The following is a 19,295-nucleotide window of genomic DNA, read 5'->3' on the forward strand; positions in this document are numbered from 1 at the left end:
GGAGTCCAGCCATGCCCGTACGCAATGCCCGCGCCGTTGTCTGCCGTGGACCGGATCGGCCGTTTGAAGTTGAGACCATCCGCGTCGAGCCGCCGCGCCGCAACGAAGTCACCATCCGCCTAGCCGCTTGTGGGGTGTGCCACAGCGACCTCTCGGCGACGAATGGCACCATTCCCATGCCACCGCCTTTGGTGCTGGGGCACGAGGGCGCAGGCGTCGTCGTCGAGATCGGCGAAGGCGTGACCGAGCTTGCCGTTGGCGATTCCGTGGTGACTTCCTTCGTCAGCATGTGTGGCCACTGCCGCTATTGTCAGACCGGTCGGCCGCAATTATGTGATCAGGCTGCCAGAACCTTGACCACGCTGCCCGATGGCAGCGTACGCAGCTTCGACACGGACAACCAGCCGCTTTCGGTGTTCTCAGGTTGCGGCGTGATGGCTGAATTCGCCACACTGCATGTTGACAACGTGGTGAAAATCGAGGCCGCCATGCCGCTGGAACCAGCCTGTTTGATTGCATGTGGCGTGATGACTGGCGTGGGCGCGGCCTTCAACACCGCACGGGTGGAGGCCGGCTCCAGCGTGGTCGTGTTTGGCTGCGGTGGTGTGGGTTTGAGCGCCATTCAAGGCAGTTCCATCGCAGGAGCCGCAAGCATCATCGCCGTGGACACCATGGCGCACAAGCTTGAATTCGCCCGCCTGTTCGGCGCCACGCTCACCATCGACGCCAGCACCGATTCGAATGTGGTCAAGACCATCAAGAAGCTCACAGGCGGCGGCGTGGACTACGCCTTCGAGTGTGTCGGTTCGGGCGTGCTTGTCGCGCAAGCCTACGCCAGCTTGCGCAAAGGCGGAACTGCCGTGGTGGTCGGTGTGGCGGCGCAGGCCGACACCACCAGCGTGCGCACCGCCAGCCTGACCTTTGAGGAAAAAACCCTCACCGGCAGCATGTATGGCTCGGCGCGACCGCGCCAGGACTTTCCGCGGCTGATTGCGCTCTACCGCTGCGGACGGCTGAAGCTCGACGAACTCATCACCCAGCGCTACGCCATCGAACAAGCCGCGCAAGCCTTCGCCGACTTGCAAGCCGGGCACAACGCCCGTGGCGTCATCGTGTTCGACCCCGACTGAACGTCAGGCTGCTCCTGAAACCCACTCACAAAACCACCATGCAAATCTACCAAGACAACATTGCTGTCATTACCGGGGCCGCCGGTGGTATTGGTCTCGCCCTGGCGCGGCAGGCGGCCAGGCGCAATATGAAGCTGGTGCTGACCGACCTCGACACCGAACGCTTGCACCACGCTGCAGCGAGCCTCGACCTGCCGCCCGAGCGCCTGCTGTTGCATGCCGCCGATGTCAGCCGCGAGGCCGATGTGGCAGCCCTGGCCGATGCCAGTTTTGCCCGCTTCGGCGCTGTGCACCTGCTGTGCAACAACGCTGGCGTGGGCTACAGCCGCTTGACCACCGAGCACAGCACCGCCGACTGGGACTGGGTGCTGGGCGTCAACCTGATGAGCGTGGTTCACGGCATTCGCCATTTCGTGCCGCGCATGCAACGGCAAAGCGAGCCCAGCCATGTGGTGAACACCGCCTCCGCAGCAGGCTTGGTGTCCAGTCCCGGCATGGCAGCTTATAACGTGAGCAAGCACGGCGTGGTCACCTTGTCGGAAACCTTGTATGCGGAGCTTACCGAGCAGGCATCGCAGGTCGGTGTTTCGGTGCTTTGTCCGGCCTGGGTACCCACCGGCATCAACCAGAGTGCGCGCCACCGCCAGCCGCGTTTCGGCACCGAACCCGAGTTGACGCCGCAATCGGCCGCCTATGCCCAGCGCATGGCCCAAGCGGTGCAGTCCAGCAAGCTCACGCCTGACGACATTGCGGGCATCACCTTCGCGGCCATAGAGCATGGCCAGTTCTACATCGTGCCGCACCGCAAAATTCTGCAGGCGGTGGAGTTGCGCGCTCAGGACATGGTGCTGGGCCGTAACCCCACACCACTCACCCCGCCTGCCGCGTCTAGGCCAAGCAAGGCAGCGGAGGCGTCACGATGAAAGCCTTGCTCTGCACAGCCTATGGCCCGATTGATACCTTGCGGCTGCAAGATGCCCCTGATCCAGTGCCGGCAGCTGGCGAGGTGGTGGTTGCAGTGCGTGCCTGCGCACTGAATTTCCCTGATGCGCTCATCGTCCAGGGCCTTTACCAAGCCAAGCCTGCCCTACCTTTTTCACCCGGCGCCGAGTTCTCCGGAATCATCCTCCAGGTGGGCGCAGACGTGACGGCCTACAAACCTGGCGATGCCGTCATCGCCTTCGCCGGTCACGGCGGCCTGGCCGAGCGCTGCGCAGTGGATGCGCAGCGCATCATGCCTTTGCCGTCCGGCATGTCGTTCGAGCAGGGCGCGGCGTTCATGCTGACTTACGGCACCTGCATCCATGCGCTTAAAGACGTCGCACAGTTGCAACCCGGCGAGACCTTGGCCGTGCTGGGTGCGGGTGGCGGCGTGGGGTTGGCCGCAGTCGACATTGCCAAGGCCATGGGTGCGCGGGTGATCGCCGCAGCTTCGACCAAGGCCAAGCTGGAATTGGCGCAGCAGCATGGCGCTGACACGCTGCTGGACTATGCCAGCGAGGATCTGCGGCAACGCCTGATGGGACTGACCGAAGGCAAAGGCGCCGACGTGGTGCTGGATCCTGTGGGTGGCGTTTACGCCGAAGCCGCGCTGCGCGCCACGGCTTGGCGTGGCCGCTACCTGGTGGTGGGTTTCGCTGCGGGCGACATTCCCCGCATCCCTCTGAATCTGGCGCTACTGAAGGAGCGTCAGATTCTCGGCGTGTACTGGGGCGAGGCCGTGCAGCGCAACCCCAGGCAGCATGCCGCCAACGTGCGGCAATTGCTGCAGTGGTTTGTGGCTGGGAGTGTGCGCCCGGAAATCACGGAACAGCTGGGTTTGGAGCAGGCCACGCAAGCCCTTCTGCGGCTCAGCCAGCGCGAGGCCAAGGGCAAGATCGTGGTGCGCATCATGGCCGAATCCGGGGTCTGAATCAACTGCCGTTCGGCATGTGAGGTTAGGTTTCATTCGCCCCTCAGAGCCACACCCCTTTTTGAGAATAATGCAGCCATAGGCGCGCAGCTTTCCAGTCGCAACGATCGCAAAGGCTACACGCGATCGCACTTAGAAAGCATGACGATCAATGCCTGCCATTTGAATCGGAGCTGTTGGCGCCGATCGGCAGCTCGTCCCGTAGCGCAGCAATTTGCCGCCCCGAATCGGAGCCAAGACGATGCAACTTAATTCAAATGGTTTGACCATCGGCGCCGTCGCCAAGGCGGTCGGAGTCAACGTCGAAACCATCCGGTTCTACCAGCGCAAGGGCTTGCTGGGTGAACCCGAGCGAACCCAGGGAAGCTTCCGTCATTACGGGCCCGGTGACGTTGCCCGCCTGCGTTTCATCAAATCGGCCCAAGGTCTGGGCTTCAGCCTCGACGAGATTGCCGGTCTGCTGCAGCTCGATGACGGCATGCACTGCGACCAGGCGCGTGAGCTCGGTGAGCGCAAGCTCCGCGATGTGCGCACCAAGCTCGACAACCTCAGGCGCATCGAGGTGGCGCTGGCCGAGATGATTCGCGCCTGCGCCTGCAGCGATGGCTCCATGTCCTGCCCCCTGATCGACGCGCTCCACGGCGAGGTTCACGCTCCCTGACCAGCCAGGTTCCAGCGGCCGTGCGTCGGCTGAACGGCAAAGGCCATGCCGCCTTGTCAACCAAGGCGCGATGCTGCTTGACTCCGTACTTTGGTACGGCTCTACAGTGCCGACATCGTCCACTCCATGGAGTTTCGGCATGTCGCAATCCAGACCACCACACGCGCCCACCGGGCGCGGCGCGCTGTTTGCCGGCGGGCTCGCGGCCATCCTGGCCTCGACCTGTTGCCTGGGCCCGCTGATCCTGCTGTCGCTGGGCATCAGCGGCGCGTGGATCGGCAATCTGACCCTGCTTGAACCGTATCGGCCGATTTTCATCGGCGCGGCTCTCATCGCCCTGTTCTTCGCCTGGCGCCGCCTGTTCAGAGCGCCTGCAGCCTGCAGACCGGGCGAGGTCTGCGCCATTCCCCAGGTCAACGCCACCTACCGGCTGCTGTTCTGGATCGTCGCCGCGCTGATCGTCGTGGCGCTGTCGTTTCCCTATGTCGCTCCCCTGTTTTATTGAATCGAAAGGAATCCTCATGAACAAGCTCCTGACTGCTATTGCCGCCGCCTGCGTTTTCAGTGCCCCTGCCTGGGCTGCAGAGCAGACCGTGACCCTCGCCGTGCCGGGCATGACCTGCGGGGTCTGCCCGATCACCGTGCACAAAGCGCTGACCGCCGTTCCCGGCGTGGAAAAAGTCAGCGTGGATGAGATGAAAAAAGACGCCGTGGTCACCTTCGACAATGCCAAGACCAACGTCAAGACCCTGATCAAAGCCACCACCGATGCGGGCTATCCCTCGACGGTCGTGCAATAAGCCGTCTGTGATGAGCCGATCGCGCTTTGCTGCGGCCGCAGCGCACGCGACCGGCCGATCTGAACCGGCCCCCTCCAACCCGAAGAGAAGCCCATGGAAATCCTGAGCATCAGCGGCATGACCTGCAACGCCTGCGCCACCCACGTCAAAAGCACCCTGGAGAGCCTGCCGGGCGTGAAGTCCGCGCAGGTGTCGTACCCGCTGGGGACGGCCGAAGTCGTGACCGATGACAGCATCTCGTTCGAGGCGATGGCTGCGGCCGTGGCCAAGGCGGGCTACGCGGCAAAGCAGGCGGATCGTGCGCCGACACCATCGTACGGTTCGACCGACTCGGCCCGTTCTACCCATCCTGCCCGCGGTGACGCCAGCGATCTGCGCATCGCCGTCATCGGCAGCGGCGGCGCGGCCATGGCGGCGGCGATCAAGGCGGCCGACAGCGGCGCGCGCGTCACGCTGATCGAACGCGGGGTGATCGGCGGCACCTGCGTCAACGTCGGCTGTGTGCCGTCCAAGATCATGATCCGCGCCGCGCACATCGCCCAGTTGCGCCGCCGCAGCCCGTTCGACGCGGGCCTCCCACCCACCTCGCCCGCCATCCTGCGCGACAGGCTGCTCGCCCAGCAGCAGGCGCGGGTGGACGAGCTGCGCCACGCCAAATACGAAAGCATCCTCGAGGGTCAGCCCGCCATCGCCACCCTGCGCGGCACCGCCCGATTCTTGGACGACCGAACGCTGGCCGTGACCCTGCACGACGGCAACACACGCCAGGTGCGCTTCGATCGCTGCCTCATCGCCACCGGCGCCAGCGCGTCCATTCCTCCGATTGCGGGACTGAAGGGCACGCCGTACTGGACGTCGACCGAGGCGCTGGAAAGTGACACGATTCCGCCGCGCCTGGCGGTCATCGGCTCCTCGGTCGTCGCGCTGGAGCTGGCCCAGGCCTACTCCCGCCTAGGCAGCCAGGTCACCCTGCTTGCACGCAACACCCTGCTGTCGCGCGACGACCCGGCCATCGGCGAGACCCTCACCGCCGCGCTGCGCGAAGAGGGCCTCACCGTGCTGACTCACGCCCAAGTCAGCACGGTAACCTATGCCGACGGCTGCTTCGCGCTGAGCACGAACCAAGGCGAGATCCGCGCCGAGCGCCTGCTGGTGGCCACGGGTCGCGCGCCCAATACGGCTGAGTTGCATCTGCAAGCCGCGGGCGTCGAGTGCGATGCGCGCGGCGCCATCGTGGTCGATGACCATTTGCGCACCAATGTGCCGCACATTTACGCCGCGGGCGACTGCACCGATCAGCCGCAATTCGTCTATGTGGCCGCAGCCGGGGGCACGCGTGCGGCCATCAACATGACCGGCGGCGAGGCGACGCTCGACCTCTCGGCCATGCCGGCCGTGGTGTTCACCGACCCGCAAGTGGCCACGGTGGGGCTGACCGAGGCGCAGGCGCAGCGACAAGGCATCCAGACCGACAGCCGCACGCTGAGCCTGGACAACGTCCCCCGCGCCCTGGCCAACTTCGATACGCGCGGCTTCATCAAGCTGGTCGCCGAGGCGCAAAGCGGACGCCTGCTCGGCGTCCAGGCGGTGGCCGCCGAAGCTGGCGAACTCATCCAGACGGCCGCGCTCGCCATTCGCAACCGCATGACGGTGCAGCAACTGGCCGACCAACTCTTCCCCTACCTGACCATGGTCGAAGGCCTGAAGCTGGCCGCACAGACCTTCACCAAGGATGTGACGCAACTGTCATGCTGCGCGGGGTGAGCCGATCGAAGCAGAGACCTTGCCCCTGTTCGACGTAGTCCAAAGCCACCTGGTTACGCGGCTTGTTTTGACTGGCCCGCGTGCCAGTTTGCTTCGAACTTCATCGGGCTGGCCCACAGGCTCTCGGTCGGCGCATGATCCCAGCCGTTGCCCTTGCGACTCATCGAACAGCTTCGCGCGCTCTTTGGACTTGAGTTTGCCGCGCAGCGCCGAACGCCACCCATTTGGCGTGGTCTGCGGAAGATCGCCGGAATCCGGGCGGTAGTCCCAGGCCGCCCTCAATTCCTTGCAGCATCGCCGCCTGCACTGGGATGTGGTCGAATCGCTGAGATGAACTGATGCGACCTTGCGGGTGACTGTGGCGGCATCGTGGTCGGCAATGCCTGCGCGCATCAAATCGAACGTCCGACGAATCTCCACCCTCCTCTTTTCGGCTCGATTCTTGATGTGCCCTCTCAGATAGATATCGCAAACATCGCGTACCGTTGGGCTCTGGCATTTACCCGGTGTGGGCGCCATGAGCTTTCCCGGAAAGAGCATGAGAGCAGCGAGCGTCAAACTCCATAATTGGCACAAAGGTCAGCGTAAGTTTTTCTGGGAGGCGAAATTTTTGGCGTAACTTTTTTATCAACGCCCAAAAAGCTATGCCTTAATCATGAGTGCAGAGATGTGGCGCAGGGCGATGTTCCGATTTCTCAGGCTCTCGCCACGCGCTCGATATGCTGAAAATACCTATTATCAACAATAACTTAGAAAATTTTATCAAGGAAATCAATTGAGTAGCATTTCCGCGCACACCCCGCTGATGCAGCAATACCTGCGCATGAAGGCGGAGCATCCCGGCACGCTGCTGTTGTGTCGCATGGGCGATTTCTACGAACTGTTTTACGACGACGCCGAGAAGGCCGCGCGGCTGCTCGACATCACGCTGACCCGGCGCGGTCAGTCGGCGGGCGAGCCGGTCATCATGGCTGGGGTGCCGGCGCAGGCGCTCGATGGCTATCTGGCCAAACTCGTCAAGCTCGGTGAGTCAGCGGCGATCTGTGAGCAGATCGGCGATCCGGCGCAGGCCAAGGGGCTGGTCGAACGCCGTGTGGTGCGGGTGGTCACACCGGGCACGCTCACCGAACAGACGCTGCTCGACGACAAGCGCGACGCCATTCTGCTGGCCGTTGCGCCGCCGAAATCGGCGCGTGGCGAATGGGGGCTGGCGTGGATGGCGCTGACCGGCGGCGGCCTCACTCTGGCGCAATGCGAAGCGGCCGCCCTGCCCGACTGGCTGGCCCGCATCGCGCCTGCCGAGGTGTTGTGGCCGCAACACCAAAGCCTGCCGAACGAACCTCGTTGGCCCCATACGACCGAGCGACCGGAATGGCATTTCGACGCCGCGCTCGGTCTGCGCAAGCTCTGCGCGCAATTGCAGGTGGCGCATCTCGACGGGTTCGGCGCGCAAGCCCTGGGCGCGGCACACGCCGCCGCTGCCGCCTTGTTGACCTACGCCGAGCAGACCCAGGGCGGCACGCTGCCCCTGCTGGCCGATCTGCGCGTTGAGCGAGCCGAGCACAGTCTGCGGCTGGACGCCGTGGCCCGCCGGAATCTGGAGATTCTGCAACCCTTGCGCGGCGAAGACAGCCCCACGCTGCTTTCCCATCTCGACAGTTGTCAGACTGCGGCGGGCAGCCGCTTGCTGCGCGACTGGTTGCAGGCGCCACCGCGTGACGCCAACGTCGCCCGCGCGCGCCACGCCGCTTTGCAGGCACTGATCGACGGCGACTTGGCGGCATTGCGTGGCAGCCTGCGCGGCATGGCCGATCTGGAGCGCATTGCCGCGCGCATCGCGCTGAAGCAGGCCAAGCCGCGCGAACTGTCGGCGTTGCGCGACGGCCTGCAGCGCCTGCCTGCACTGCGTCGCCAGGCGGCCGCGTTCGAACGCTGCGCCTTGCTGCAAACCATCGATGCGCAGCTTGATTTGCCGCCCGAACCCACCGCCTTGCTGCAACGCGCCATCGCGGCCGAACCGGCGCTGAATCTGCGCGATGGCGGTGTGATCGCGGCCGATTTCGATGCCGAACTCGACGAACTCCGCGCCATCGACACCGACTGCGGCAGCTTTCTCATGGAGTTGGAACAGCGCGAGCGCGCGCGCACCGGCATCGCCAATCTGCGGGTGCAATACAACAAGGTTCATGGGTTTTTCATCGAAGTCACTCACGGCCAAACCGACAAAGTGCCCGACGACTACCGCCGCCGGCAAACGCTCAAAGGCGCCGAGCGCTACATCACCCCGGAACTTAAGGCCTTCGAAGACAAGGCGCTTTCCGCGCAGGATCGCGCACTGGCACGTGAGAAAGTCTTGTTCGAGGGCGTCGTCGAAGCGCTGCAACCCGCGCTGGCCGATATCCGCCGCGCCGCACAGGCCGTCGCCCTGCTCGACACCCTGGCCGCCCTAGCCGAGCGCGCGAGCACCTTCGGCTGGGTCTGCCCCGAGTTCGTCGAGGTGCCGGGCATCGACATCGTGGGTGGCCGCCATCCGGTCATCGAGAGCCGGGTCGACCGCTTCATTCCCAACGATTGCCAGCTCGACGAACAGCGCCGCCTGCTCATTCTCACCGGGCCGAACATGGGCGGCAAATCCACCTATATGCGGCAGACCGCGCTGATCGCCCTGCTCGCCTATCTCGGCAGCTATGTCCCGGCCCGCAGCGCTCGCATCGGCCCGCTGGACGCGATTTTCACCCGCATCGGCGCCTCCGACGATCTGGCCGGCGGGCAATCGACCTTCATGGTCGAATTGGCCGAAACCGCAGCGATTCTGCGGCAAGCCACACCGCACAGCCTGGTGTTGATGGACGAGGTCGGGCGCGGCACCTCCACTTTCGACGGCCTCGCGCTGGCCGCAGCCATTGCGGCGCAGTTGCACGACCGCAACCGCAGCCTCACCCTGTTCGCCACGCATTACTTCGAGTTGACGGACATGGTGTTGCGCCACCCGCAGGCCGCCAATGTGCATGTGGGCGCAGCGGAAACGCCGCAGGGCATTGTGTTTCTGCACGAGGTGCGCGAAGGGCCGGCCAGCCGCAGCTATGGCGTGCAGGTCGCCCAGTTGGCGGGGGTGCCGCCTGCCGTCATCCGCGACGCCCGCAAGCGGCTCGACGCGCTGGAACGCCAGCATCAGCAACAGGAAGCGCAGCTCGATTTGTTTGCCGCGTGTGCAGAAATCGATGAAGCAGAGCCAGCGCCAGCCCCCACGCACGAAGCGGTGATCGAGGCGCTCGATGACATCGATCCCGACACCCTCACGCCACGCCAGGCGCTTGAAACCCTCTACCGTCTCAAGGCCTTGCGCGAGCTCGCATGACGCCGCTCAAACCCGCTCGATCAGCGCGTAGGCCGAGTGATTGTGGATGGACTCAAAGTTCTCCGCCTCGGCCACGTAATGCCCGATACGCGGATCGGCATTGAGCCGGGCGGCGACATCACGCACCAGATCCTCGACGAATTTGGGATTTTCGTAGGCGTGCTCGGTGACATATTTTTCGTCCGGGCGCTTGAGCAAGCCCCAGATCTCGCACGACGCCTCTTCCTCGGCAATGCGGATGAGTTCTTCCAGCGCCACGGGCTGAAGCAATTCGGCCGTGATGGTGATGTGCGAGCGCTGGTTGTGCGCGCCGTAATCCGAGATTTCCTTCGAACACGGGCACAGCGATTTCACCGGCACCATGACCTTGGCGGTCAGCTTGAGCTGATCGCCGCGCGCTTCGGCGATCCACCCCGCTTCGTAGTCGAGCAGGCTTTGCACGCCCGAGACCGGCGCGGTCTTGCGCAGAAACAGGGTGAAGGCGAATTCCAGACGCCCCGCCGTGGCATTCAGCTTGGGCAGCATCTGACGGGTGAGCGCGGCAAACGCCTGCGCGTCCATCGCCTCGGGCATAGCCTCGAGCAGTTCGACGAAGCGCGACATATGCGTGCCCTTTTTCTCGGCGGGCAGCGCCACATCGGCCGTTACCTGGGCGATGCTCGGGTGAATGCTGCCGTCGCGCAGACGCACATTGAGCGGATAGCGCAAACCCTTGACCCCGACCCGCTGGATCGCGATATGGCGCTCGTCCGCAGTGCTCTGGATATCCGGAATGGCTTCAAAGGGTTTGTTCATGGAATGACGGGTGGGGCTGCGCCGATGGGATTTGGCATCGCCCGCCCGGGGCATAGTTGAGAAAAGTTCTCGGATTATCCCGGACAGCGCACATCCTTGTCCGGTCTGCGGAAATGGCGGCGCCAGAGGGTGTGAATGAATCCGGCGTGGCCGAGCAGCGCGCCCAAAGGGTTCCAATCAAGGCGCAAAGCACAGCCGTGCCCGTCGGCACGGCGCGCATTTGCAACGCCGAGTGGGACGATTTGGGCGCGATGAGCGGGCATGGCGGATTTGTTCACACCCTCTCAGCCGCGCTGCGGGAGCACCCGCAGCAGCAGAAACAGCAGCGCCGCCGCGACCACCATGGCCGGGCCCGAGGGCAGGTCGGAATGCAGTGAGGCCAGCAGCCCCAGCAGGACGGCGACTGCACCGATTGCGGCCGCGCCCAGCGCCATCTGCACCGGCGTGCGCGCCAGTCGCCGCGCCGCCGCCGCCGGAATGATGAGCATGGCAACGGTGAGCAAAATACCCACGAGCTTCATCGCCAGCGCGACGAAAACCGCCAGCACCAGCATGAACGCCAGTTGCAGCCATTTCACCCGCCGCCCCTCGACGGCGGCGAGTTCTTCATGCACGGTGAGCGCCAGCAAGCCCTGCCACAACCAAGCCAGCAAAGACAGGCCCACGACGTCGATCAGGAGGATCCAGCCCAAATCCGCCGCCCTGAGCGCCAGGATGTCGCCGAACAGGTAAGAGAACAAATCGACGCGCACGTCCTCCATGAAGGCCAGCACCACCAAGCCCAGCGCCAGACTGGTGTGCGCCAGCAGGCCGAGCAGCGTGTCTTCGGCAATGCCTTCAGCCGGTTGTCGCCGCGCCAGAACGAGGGCGATGACCACGCTCACCGCCAGCACGCCAAAGACCGGATCGAGGTGCAGCAGCAGCCCCAGCGCCACCCCCAGAAAGGCCGAGTGCGCCAGCGTTTCGCCGAAGTAGGCCATGCGGCGCCACACCACAAAACAACCGAGCGGCCCTGCCAGCAGCGCCACGCCCACGCCGCCGATCAAGGCGCGCCAGACGAAATCAGGCAGCAGGAATTCAGTCATGGTGCGCCCGTCCTTCGGCTTCATCGGACACGATATTGCCGTGCAGGTCGTGATGATGATCGTGGTGATGACGATAGACCGCCAGCCCGGTCAGATCGCGCCCGAAAAGTCGCAGGTACTCCGGATGTACGCTGATGTCTTCGGGCCGCCCCACGCAGCACACATGGCGCTCCAGGCAAACCACCTCGTCGGTGGCGGCCATGACCAGATGCAGATCGTGCGAAATCAGCAGCACGCCACAACCGGATGCGTCACGCAGGCGGGCGATCAACGCATAGAACTCCTGCTGACCCTGCACATCGAGCCCTTGCGCCGGTTCGTCGAGCACCAGCAAATCGGGCTTGCGCAGCATCGCCCGGGCGAGCAGAACCCGCTGCATTTCCCCGCCGGAAAGCGCCCGCAGCGGTCGTCGCAGCAGATCGCCGGCGCCGTTATCGTCCAGCCGCTGCTCGCGCTGCGGCTCGGTACTCGGGCCCGCCAGACGCAGAAAACCGTCCACATCCATCGGCAGGCTGGGCGGCGGGGTGAAACGCTGCGGAACATAGCCCACGCGCAGACCGCTACGCCCCCGCACGGCGCCGCGATCCGCGGTCATCAAGCCGAGCAGCACGCGCACCAGCGTGGTCTTTCCCGCACCATTCGGGCCGACCAGCGTCACGATCTGGCGCGGCAGCACGCGTAGGCTGACGTCGGTGAGCAGCGCGTTACCGTGGCGTTGCACATGGATGCCCTCGACGGCGATAAGGGGTTCTGTGGGAGACAAGGGCGTTATTTTCTGTTGCAAGTGTTATATTGTAACTAATTACTTTCTCCACGTCATCGTTCAAAATGATCTTCCTACGACGCCTCTTATCCCTTTCGGCTTTGCTCGCTGCCACCCTGACCCCGCTGGGGGCGCAGGCTGAAACGCCGCGGGTCGCGGTGAGTATCAAACCCGTGGCCGATCTGGTGGCGGCCGTCATGGCCGGGGTGGGCAAACCCACGGTGCTGATTCCGCCGGGAAATTCGCCCCACACCTATGCGTTAAAGCCCTCGGAGCGAGCCAGCGCCGAACAGGCGCAGCTTCTGTTCTGGATCGGGCCGGACGTCGAGCCTGCGCTGACCAAGATCATCAAGGCGCTGCCCAAATCGACCCAGGTGGTCACTCTTTCCACCCAGCCCGGCATGGACTTGCTGCCCGCGCGCACGGGCGGCGACTGGGAGCGCAAGCGCCCTGCCCCGAAGCTGGCGGTGTCGCACGACCACGGCGACGAGCATGAACACGGTGTCGAACATGACCCTGTGCACACCGGCAGCTTCGATGGCCATCTCTGGCTGTCGCCCACCAATGCCAAGGTCATCGTGCGCAGCGCAGCCCGCGCGCTGGCGGCGAAAGACCCGCAACATGCGGCGCAATACCAAGCCAATGCAGAGCAAGCGGTGCAGCGTATCGATGCCATGACGGCGGAACTCACCGCGCAACTCGTCCCGGTCAAAAGCAAGCCCTTCATCGTGTTTCACGACGCTTATCAATACTTCGAACATGCCTTCGGGCTGCGTGCGGTCGGCTCGATTCTGGTCAGCCCCGACGCCATGGCCAATGCGCGACGCGTGAGTCAGATGCGCGACAAGATCAAGTCGCTGGGCGTGGTCTGCGTGTTTGCCGAGCCTCAGTTCGAACCGCGTCTGGTGCAGACCTTGATCGAAGGAACCCGGGCGCGAGTCGGCACACTCGACCCGCTCGGCGCCAAGGGCCCGCTGGGCCTGGAAGGCTATACCCAGCTGATGCGCAATCTGGCGAATAACCTCGGCCAGTGCCTCAGCGCACCGTGAGGTTTTATTCGTTGGCCGCGCGCTGACGTCCTGCGGGATGTAGCAAGGCGCCAAAGCGTTTGCGCACGCTCGCGGCAATGCCCGCGGCGTCCAGGCCGATGTCAGTGGTGATTTGCGCGGGGTCGCCATGTTCGAGCCAGGCGTCGGGCAGACCGAGGTTGAGCACCGGAATCTGAACGCCCGCTGCCTGCAATGCCTCCAGACAGGCCGAGCCCGCCCCGCCACTGACCACCCCTTCTTCCACGGTGACCAGAGCATCGTGACTACTTGCAGCGGCCAGCAGCGCCGCCGCATCGAGCGGTTTCACAAAGCGCATATTGATCACGCTGGCGTCGAACTCTTCAGCCGCCTGTAACGCGGCGTAGAGCACCGGGCCGAAAGCGAGTATGGCGATGCGCTGTCCCGGCTTGGCGGCACTGGCGCGCCGCGGCTGCGATTTCCCCCAGGGCAATTCGGTGAGTGCGGTCTGCACGGACACGCCGGCACCGCTGCCGCGCGGGTAGCGCACGGCCGCAGGGCCATCGTGGCGGTAGGCCGTGGTGAGCAATTGCCGGCATTCGTTTTCGTCGGCCGGGGCGAGCACGCTGAGATTGGGCACGCAGCGCAGGAAGGGGATGTCGAAGGCGCCGGTATGCGTCGCCCCGTCAGCCCCCACCACACCGGCCCGGTCCACCGCGAACATCACCGGCAGATTCTGAATGGCCACATCGTGAATCACCTGGTCGTAGCCGCGCTGCAGGAAGGTGGAGTAGATCGCTACCACCGGCTTCATGCCTTCGCAAGCCAGACCGGCAGCAAAGGTGACTGCGTGCTGCTCGGCAATGCCGACATCGAAATAACGCTGCGGAAAGCGCTCGGCAAACTCAACTAGGCCGGAGCCCTCGCGCATGGCCGGCGTGATGCCCACCAGACGCGCGTCGGCCTGCGCCATGTCGCACAGCCACTGACCGAACACCTGAGTGAAGGTGGGGGCCTTGCCCGGTTTGCCGGGCGCCAGCCCCACGGCCGGATCGAACCGCCCCGGCCCGTGATAGGCCACCGGATCGGCCTCGGCCAGCTTGTAGCCCTGCCCCTTCTTGGTCACCACATGCAGCAGGATGGGCCCGTGCATGTCGCGCAGATTGTGCAGGGTGGGAATGAGCGCGTCGAGGTCGTGCCCGTCGATCGGGCCGAAATACTTCACCCCGAGCTCTTCGAACAAAGGCGAAGGCGCCACCAGCCCCTTGGCATATTCCTCCAGGCGGCGCGCCAGACCCAGCAAAGGCGGCGCGGCGCTGAGCACCTGCTTGGCGGTGCTGCGCGCGGCGGTGAACAGTCCGCCCGACAGCAGGCCGGTGAGGTGGCGATTGAGCGCGCCCACCGGCGGAGAGATCGACATGTCGTTGTCGTTGAGCACGATGAGCAGATCGGCCTCGGGATGCACGCCGGCGTTGTTGAGCGCCTCGAAAGCCATGCCCCCCGTGAGCGCTCCATCGCCGATCACGGCGACCACGCGCCGCGATTCGCCTTTGCGCTGCGCGGCCAGCGCCATGCCCAGCGCGGCCGAAATCGAGGTGGACGAATGGGCGGTGCCGAAGGCATCGAACGGCGATTCGTCACGGCGCGGAAAGCCGGATATGCCGCCCTTCTGCCGCAAGCCGCGCATGCCTTCGCGGCGTCCGGTGAGAATTTTGTGGGCGTAGGTCTGATGCCCGACATCCCACACCAGTCGGTCATGCGGGGTGTTGAACACGGCGTGCAAGGCAATGGTCAATTCCACGGTGCCGAGGTTCGACGACAGATGCCCGCCAGTGCGCGACACCGATTGCAGAATGAATTCACGCAGCTCAACCGCCAGTTGCCGCAGGTGCGCGCGGTCGAGCGCACGCAGGTCTTCAGGCGAGGCGATGCGGTTCAGCAGAGAAAACGAAGCAGTCATAAGGGGCGAAGCGTGGAACCACGCGTGGAGCGGCGCCTGAGTCAGCGTGTTGGGGGAGAAGCGCGACGCCACATCGCGGCGACCAGCAGGGCAGACGCCAAAACGAATCCGGCCGCAGACCAGAACGGCAGCGCCAAACCGAACACCGAAGGGGTATCGGCGCAAAGCCCATCTGCGCGAAACATCCACGGCGCCCACTGCGTAACCGGCCAGTGGTTGATCACGGCAGCCAGCGGATCGAGGCCGCAGAGCTGCCCCGGGTGCAAAACCAGCCAGATATGCCGGGCGGCAAAACCCAGCCCGACAAGGCCGCTGAGCACTCCGAAGCCCAACACGACACGCGCGGCAAGCTGAGCATTCGAGCGGATCAGGCTGATGGCGGAAAGCGAAAAAATCAACACACCCAGATAAGCCATGCGCTGCAGAATGCACAGCGGACAGGGGGCAAACCCCTTGCGCTGCAGCCAGAGCGCCCCGCCCAGCGAGCCCAGCGCAGTGGCTGCAGCGAGAGCCGGGAGCGCGCCACCTTGGCGTTGATTCATAGCGACTGTCTCTTGAGTAGATGGGGAAATCGAGATGTGGCCAGGTCAATGCTCGCGCAACACGATCAGATCGGCCAGTTCGCGCAAGCGCTGGCTGGCCGCGCGTTGCGGCGGCGGCAGGGTGTCGAGTGCGGCCTGCGCCTTGTCACGCAGACCATGCGCCAGTTTGCGCGCGGCGTCGAGACCCAGCGCCGAGACGTAGGTGGACTTGTTTTGCTGCGCGTCTTTGCCCGCGGTTTTTCCGAGGGTGTGTGAATCGGCGGTGACATCCAGAATGTCATCTACCACCTGAAAGGCAAGGCCCACGGCGTCGCCATAGGTTTCCAGAGCCGTATACGTTTGCGCCGGATGCGCCGTATCGAACCCGCCGCAGGCTGCGCCCATCAGAACGCTGGCCTTGAGCAAGGCGCCGGTCTTGCGGCTGTGCATATGCATCAGATCGTCACCGCTGACCGCACCTCCGGTCGCAAGAATATCGAGCGTTTGGCCACCGGCCATGCCGTCCGCGCCGGAAGCCCGCGCCAGCAACGCACACAGCCGCGCCTGCAGCGCCGGGGCGATGTCTGCCTCGGGCGTCAGCACTTCGTAGGCCAGGGCTTGCAAGGCATCTCCGGCTAGCAGCGCCAGGGCTTCACCAAATCGCACATGGGTTGTGGGTTGGCCGCGCCGCAGCACGTCGTCGTCCATGCAGGGCAGATCGTCGTGCACCAGCGAATAGGCATGCACCAGTTCCACCGCGCAGGCGGCACGGTCGAGCGCCTGATCGTCGGCCTGCACACACTCGCCCGCAGCCCACACCAGCAAGGGCCGAACCCTCTTGCCCCCCATGGCTGCGGCATAGTGCATGGCCTCGTGCAACTGCGGCACCAGCGGATGCTCCGGCGGCACGAAGCGCTCGATCAACTGCTGGGCCCGAGCCTGGTGCTGGTGCAGCCAGTGATCGAAGGAGTGGTTGAGCGGCAGCAAGCCCGGTTCGGTGGAACCCGGTGGCACGCTCTCCAACTGCAGCACCTCAGACACGGTCATCCTCCTCATCGGGTTCCGTGCGCAAGGGTTTGAGCTGCTCGCCATCGAGCACTTGAACCTGCTGCTCCACCGCCTGCAGCTTGCTGCGGCAGAACTGCAGCAGCAGATTGCCACGCTTGTAGGAAGACAGCGTGTCGTCGAGGCTGAGCTGCCCTCCTTCCATGGCCTGCACGATCTGCTCCAACTCGGCCAGCGCCTGTTCGTAGCTGGCTGGGGCCTGATCGGCATGGCGGGCAGTTTTGGCGGCGGGCATCTTGTGGCGAAGGGATGAAAGGCACCCATTTTAGGCGCGGCATCGCGGCTCGGCGTGAAGCATGGACTCTACAATCGGCCGCTGCATTAGGTAGGGGTTCTTTTCAACGAATTGTGGAGGTGCATCGCCATCATGTCCGATCTGAGCATTCGTCTGTCGCAAGATCATTTGCAATTGCCGGTTTCAACCTATTTCGATGACGACTTGTTCAAGCTGGAGCAGGAACAGATATTCCGCTCCGGCCCGCGCTATCTCGGACATGAACTCACGGTACCCAAGATCGGCGACTACGCCGCGCTCGCCCAGGAAGGTGAAGGCCGCGCGCTGATTCACGGGCCTGAAGGCATTGAACTGCTCTCCAACATCTGCCGCCACCGACAGGCCGTGATGCTGCGCGGCATGGGCAGCACGGGCAAGAACATCGTCTGCCCGCTGCACCGCTGGACCTACGGTCTCGACGGTCAACTCGTCGGCGCCCCGCACTTCGAGCAAGACCCCTGCCTGCATCTGCAAACCTACCCGCTGCAGCGCTGGAACGGCATGCTGTTCGAGGACAACGGCTATCCCGTGGCCCAGACCATGGCGCAACTGGCCGTGCTCAAGGAGTTCGACTTCACCGGCTTTGTGCACGACCACACCGAAATGCACGTGTGCAACTACAACTGGAAGACCTTCATCGAGGTCTATCTGGAGGACTACCACGTCGTGCCCTTCCATCCCGGGCTGGGCAAATTCGTCGATTGCAACGTGCTGCAATGGCAGTTCGCGCCGCAGTGGAGCGTGCAGACCGTGGGCGTTCATGAAGGTCTGCAGCACCCGGGCAGCGCGGTGTACAGCAAATGGCATCAGGCGGTACTCAACTTCCGCTCCGACAAAAAGCTGCCCGAACACGGCGCCATCTGGCTCACCCTCTACCCCAACATCATGCTGGAGTGGTATCCGCACGTACTCGTGGTGTCCACGCTCTACCCGCTGGGCCCACAGAAGACCCTGAACATGGTGGAGTTTTTCTACCCGGAAGAAATCGCAGCGTTCGAGCGCGAGTTCATCATGGCCGAGCGTGCGGCCTATATGGAAACCTGTGCAGAAGACGACGAGATCGCCGAGCGCATGGACGCTGGCCGCAAAGCGCTGTTTGAGCGCGGTGACGATCAGCACGGCCCCTACCAGTCGCCGATGGAAGACGGCATGCGCCACTTCCACGCCTGGTACCGCGACAAACTGCAGGTTCCAGCCTGAGCGGGCTGCAGACCCGTTTCAACCCGCATTGGAAGCCACCATGCGGGTTTTTGCTTTATGGTTTCGCATCCCCTGCTTCAGAACAGACGCTACGCACCATGTCCTCACCCTACACCACCCTGATTACCGCCTCCGAACTGGCCTCACTGCGTGACGCCTTCATCGTCGACTGCAGTCATGACCTCGCCCAGCCCGAAGCGGGCCAGCAGGCCTATGACCAGGCTCATATTCCTAGCGCGATCTTTCTGCACCTCGACCGCGATCTGTCCTCGCCAAAAAGCGGGCACAACGGTCGGCACCCTCTGCCTGATGCCGACGCCTTCGCAGCCCGACTCGCCCAACTCGGCCTGCGCCAAAACCAGCAGGTCGTCGCCTACGACCGAACCGGAGGCAGCTTTGCCGTGCGCCTGTGGTGGATGCTGCGCTGGCTCGGCCACGACGCGGTGGCCGTGCTCGACGGCGGCTGGCAGGCCTGGACGGCCGCTGGCGGCGCGAGCGAGGGCGCGGCGCCAGCGGCTCGGGCCCCGGGTGACTTCAGCCGCCGCCCCGCGCTGGTGGGCGCCGTACCTGCGCGCGGTGTGCTCGACAACCTGCACAGTGGCAAGCACCTCGTTCTGGACGCGCGCGCGCCGGAGCGATATGCAGGCGAAGTCGAGCCGATCGATCCAGTCGGCGGGCATATTCCCGGGGCGAAAAACCGCTTCTTCCAGACCAATCTGCAGCCCGACGGCACCTTCAAATCGCGCGAGCAATTGCGCGAAGAATTCACCGCGCTCCTCGAAGACTGGGACCCGCGCGATGTGATCCATCATTGCGGCTCCGGCGTCACGGGCTGCCACAATCTGCTGGCGATGACCTACGCCGGCATGGACGGCAGCCTGCTCTACCCCGGCTCCTGGAGCGAGTGGTGCGCCGATCCCGCACGCCCCGTGGCAACCGGGCGCACACCCGGCAAGGTTTGATCTGCAACAAGCCCGCCAATACATTCGAGGAGCAGCAT

Annotated in this window: 18 protein-coding genes; 11 read left to right on the top strand and 7 right to left on the bottom strand. The window is 64.5% G+C overall.

Annotated elements, in window-relative coordinates; translation table 11 throughout:
- The first annotated feature begins 11 nt into the window (after positions 1-11).
- From ABT24_RS03150 to mutS, 8 genes are all read left to right on the top strand, one after another.
- Positions 12-1,130, top strand: coding sequence for a zinc-binding dehydrogenase (locus tag ABT24_RS03150; protein ID WP_276728448.1), 1,119 nt, complete (start codon positions 12-14; stop codon positions 1,128-1,130).
- Positions 1,131-1,168: 38 nt separating this feature from the next.
- The gene (locus ABT24_RS03155; protein ID WP_276728451.1) at positions 1,169-2,053 is read left to right on the top strand and encodes an SDR family NAD(P)-dependent oxidoreductase; all 885 of its coding nucleotides are present in this window, start codon (positions 1,169-1,171) and stop codon (positions 2,051-2,053) included.
- Positions 2,050-3,042 (top strand): NADPH:quinone oxidoreductase family protein, encoded by a 993-nt coding sequence (locus tag ABT24_RS03160; RefSeq protein WP_276708646.1) that lies wholly within the window; start codon positions 2,050-2,052, stop codon positions 3,040-3,042. Before ABT24_RS03155 ends, ABT24_RS03160 begins: the two co-directional genes overlap by 4 nt.
- A 241-nt stretch (positions 3,043-3,283) precedes the next feature.
- Positions 3,284-3,703, top strand: a complete 420-nt coding sequence (gene merR / locus ABT24_RS03165) for a mercury resistance transcriptional regulator MerR (RefSeq protein WP_276728454.1) — start codon at positions 3,284-3,286, stop codon at positions 3,701-3,703.
- Positions 3,704-3,842: 139 nt separating this feature from the next.
- Positions 3,843-4,208 (top strand): mercuric ion transporter MerT, encoded by a 366-nt coding sequence (gene merT / locus ABT24_RS03170; protein WP_276708647.1) that lies wholly within the window; start codon positions 3,843-3,845, stop codon positions 4,206-4,208.
- 16 nt (positions 4,209-4,224) lie between these two features.
- The gene (gene merP / locus ABT24_RS03175; RefSeq protein ID WP_013123236.1) at positions 4,225-4,503 is read left to right on the top strand and encodes a mercury resistance system periplasmic binding protein MerP; all 279 of its coding nucleotides are present in this window, start codon (positions 4,225-4,227) and stop codon (positions 4,501-4,503) included.
- Positions 4,504-4,596: 93 nt separating this feature from the next.
- Positions 4,597-6,267, top strand: coding sequence for a mercury(II) reductase (gene merA, locus ABT24_RS03180; protein WP_276728457.1), 1,671 nt, complete (start codon positions 4,597-4,599; stop codon positions 6,265-6,267).
- A gap of 805 nt (positions 6,268-7,072) precedes the next feature.
- Complete coding sequence (gene mutS / locus ABT24_RS03185; RefSeq protein ID WP_286737336.1) at positions 7,073-9,625, top strand: DNA mismatch repair protein MutS; 2,553 nt, start codon at positions 7,073-7,075, stop codon at positions 9,623-9,625.
- A 6-nt stretch (positions 9,626-9,631) separates the two neighbouring features.
- Here the strand turns inward: mutS and folE2 are convergent, their stop codons facing one another.
- The 3 genes from folE2 to ABT24_RS03200 form a co-directional block, all read right to left on the bottom strand.
- Positions 9,632-10,420 carry a GTP cyclohydrolase FolE2 gene (gene folE2, locus ABT24_RS03190; protein WP_276728460.1) on the bottom strand — a complete coding sequence of 263 codons (789 nt, stop codon included), beginning with the start codon at positions 10,418-10,420 and terminating at the stop codon, positions 9,632-9,634.
- Positions 10,421-10,704: 284 nt separating this feature from the next.
- A complete protein-coding gene (locus ABT24_RS03195) occupies positions 10,705-11,505 on the bottom strand; it encodes a metal ABC transporter permease (protein ID WP_276728464.1) in 801 nt (266 codons plus the stop codon).
- Positions 11,498-12,268 (bottom strand): ATP-binding cassette domain-containing protein, encoded by a 771-nt coding sequence (locus tag ABT24_RS03200; RefSeq protein WP_276728467.1) that lies wholly within the window; start codon positions 12,266-12,268, stop codon positions 11,498-11,500. The genes ABT24_RS03195 and ABT24_RS03200 overlap by 8 nt, the downstream gene beginning before the upstream one ends.
- Positions 12,269-12,369: 101 nt before the next feature.
- Between ABT24_RS03200 and ABT24_RS03205 the strand changes: the two genes are divergently transcribed.
- Positions 12,370-13,317: a zinc ABC transporter substrate-binding protein gene (locus ABT24_RS03205; RefSeq protein WP_276728470.1), complete on the top strand. Its 948-nt coding sequence runs from the start codon at positions 12,370-12,372 to the stop codon at positions 13,315-13,317.
- A 4-nt stretch (positions 13,318-13,321) separates the two neighbouring features.
- Here the strand turns inward: ABT24_RS03205 and dxs are convergent, their stop codons facing one another.
- From dxs to ABT24_RS03225, 4 genes are read right to left on the bottom strand one after another with little or no spacing between them, the layout of a single operon-like run.
- A complete protein-coding gene (gene dxs / locus ABT24_RS03210; protein WP_276728472.1) occupies positions 13,322-15,235 on the bottom strand; it encodes a 1-deoxy-D-xylulose-5-phosphate synthase in 1,914 nt (637 codons plus the stop codon).
- 41 nt (positions 15,236-15,276) lie between these two features.
- Positions 15,277-15,777, bottom strand: coding sequence for a disulfide bond formation protein B (locus ABT24_RS03215; protein ID WP_276728475.1), 501 nt, complete (start codon positions 15,775-15,777; stop codon positions 15,277-15,279).
- 45 nt (positions 15,778-15,822) lie between these two features.
- On the bottom strand, positions 15,823-16,803 hold the full coding sequence (locus ABT24_RS03220; protein WP_276728479.1) for a polyprenyl synthetase family protein: 981 nt from the start codon (positions 16,801-16,803) through the stop codon (positions 15,823-15,825).
- Positions 16,790-17,056, bottom strand: a complete 267-nt coding sequence (locus ABT24_RS03225) for an exodeoxyribonuclease VII small subunit (protein WP_156052637.1) — start codon at positions 17,054-17,056, stop codon at positions 16,790-16,792. The genes ABT24_RS03220 and ABT24_RS03225 overlap by 14 nt, the downstream gene beginning before the upstream one ends.
- Positions 17,057-17,188: 132 nt before the next feature.
- Between ABT24_RS03225 and ABT24_RS03230 the strand changes: the two genes are divergently transcribed.
- Positions 17,189-18,295, top strand: coding sequence for an aromatic ring-hydroxylating oxygenase subunit alpha (locus tag ABT24_RS03230; RefSeq protein ID WP_013105781.1), 1,107 nt, complete (start codon positions 17,189-17,191; stop codon positions 18,293-18,295).
- 98 nt (positions 18,296-18,393) lie between these two features.
- Positions 18,394-19,257, top strand: a complete 864-nt coding sequence (locus ABT24_RS03235; RefSeq protein ID WP_276728483.1) for a sulfurtransferase — start codon at positions 18,394-18,396, stop codon at positions 19,255-19,257.
- Positions 19,258-19,295 lie beyond the last annotated feature (38 nt).

It is taken from the genome of Thiomonas sp. SCN 64-16 (assembly GCF_001725585.1).
Lineage (GTDB): Bacteria > Pseudomonadota > Gammaproteobacteria > Burkholderiales > Burkholderiaceae_C > Thiomonas > Thiomonas arsenitoxydans.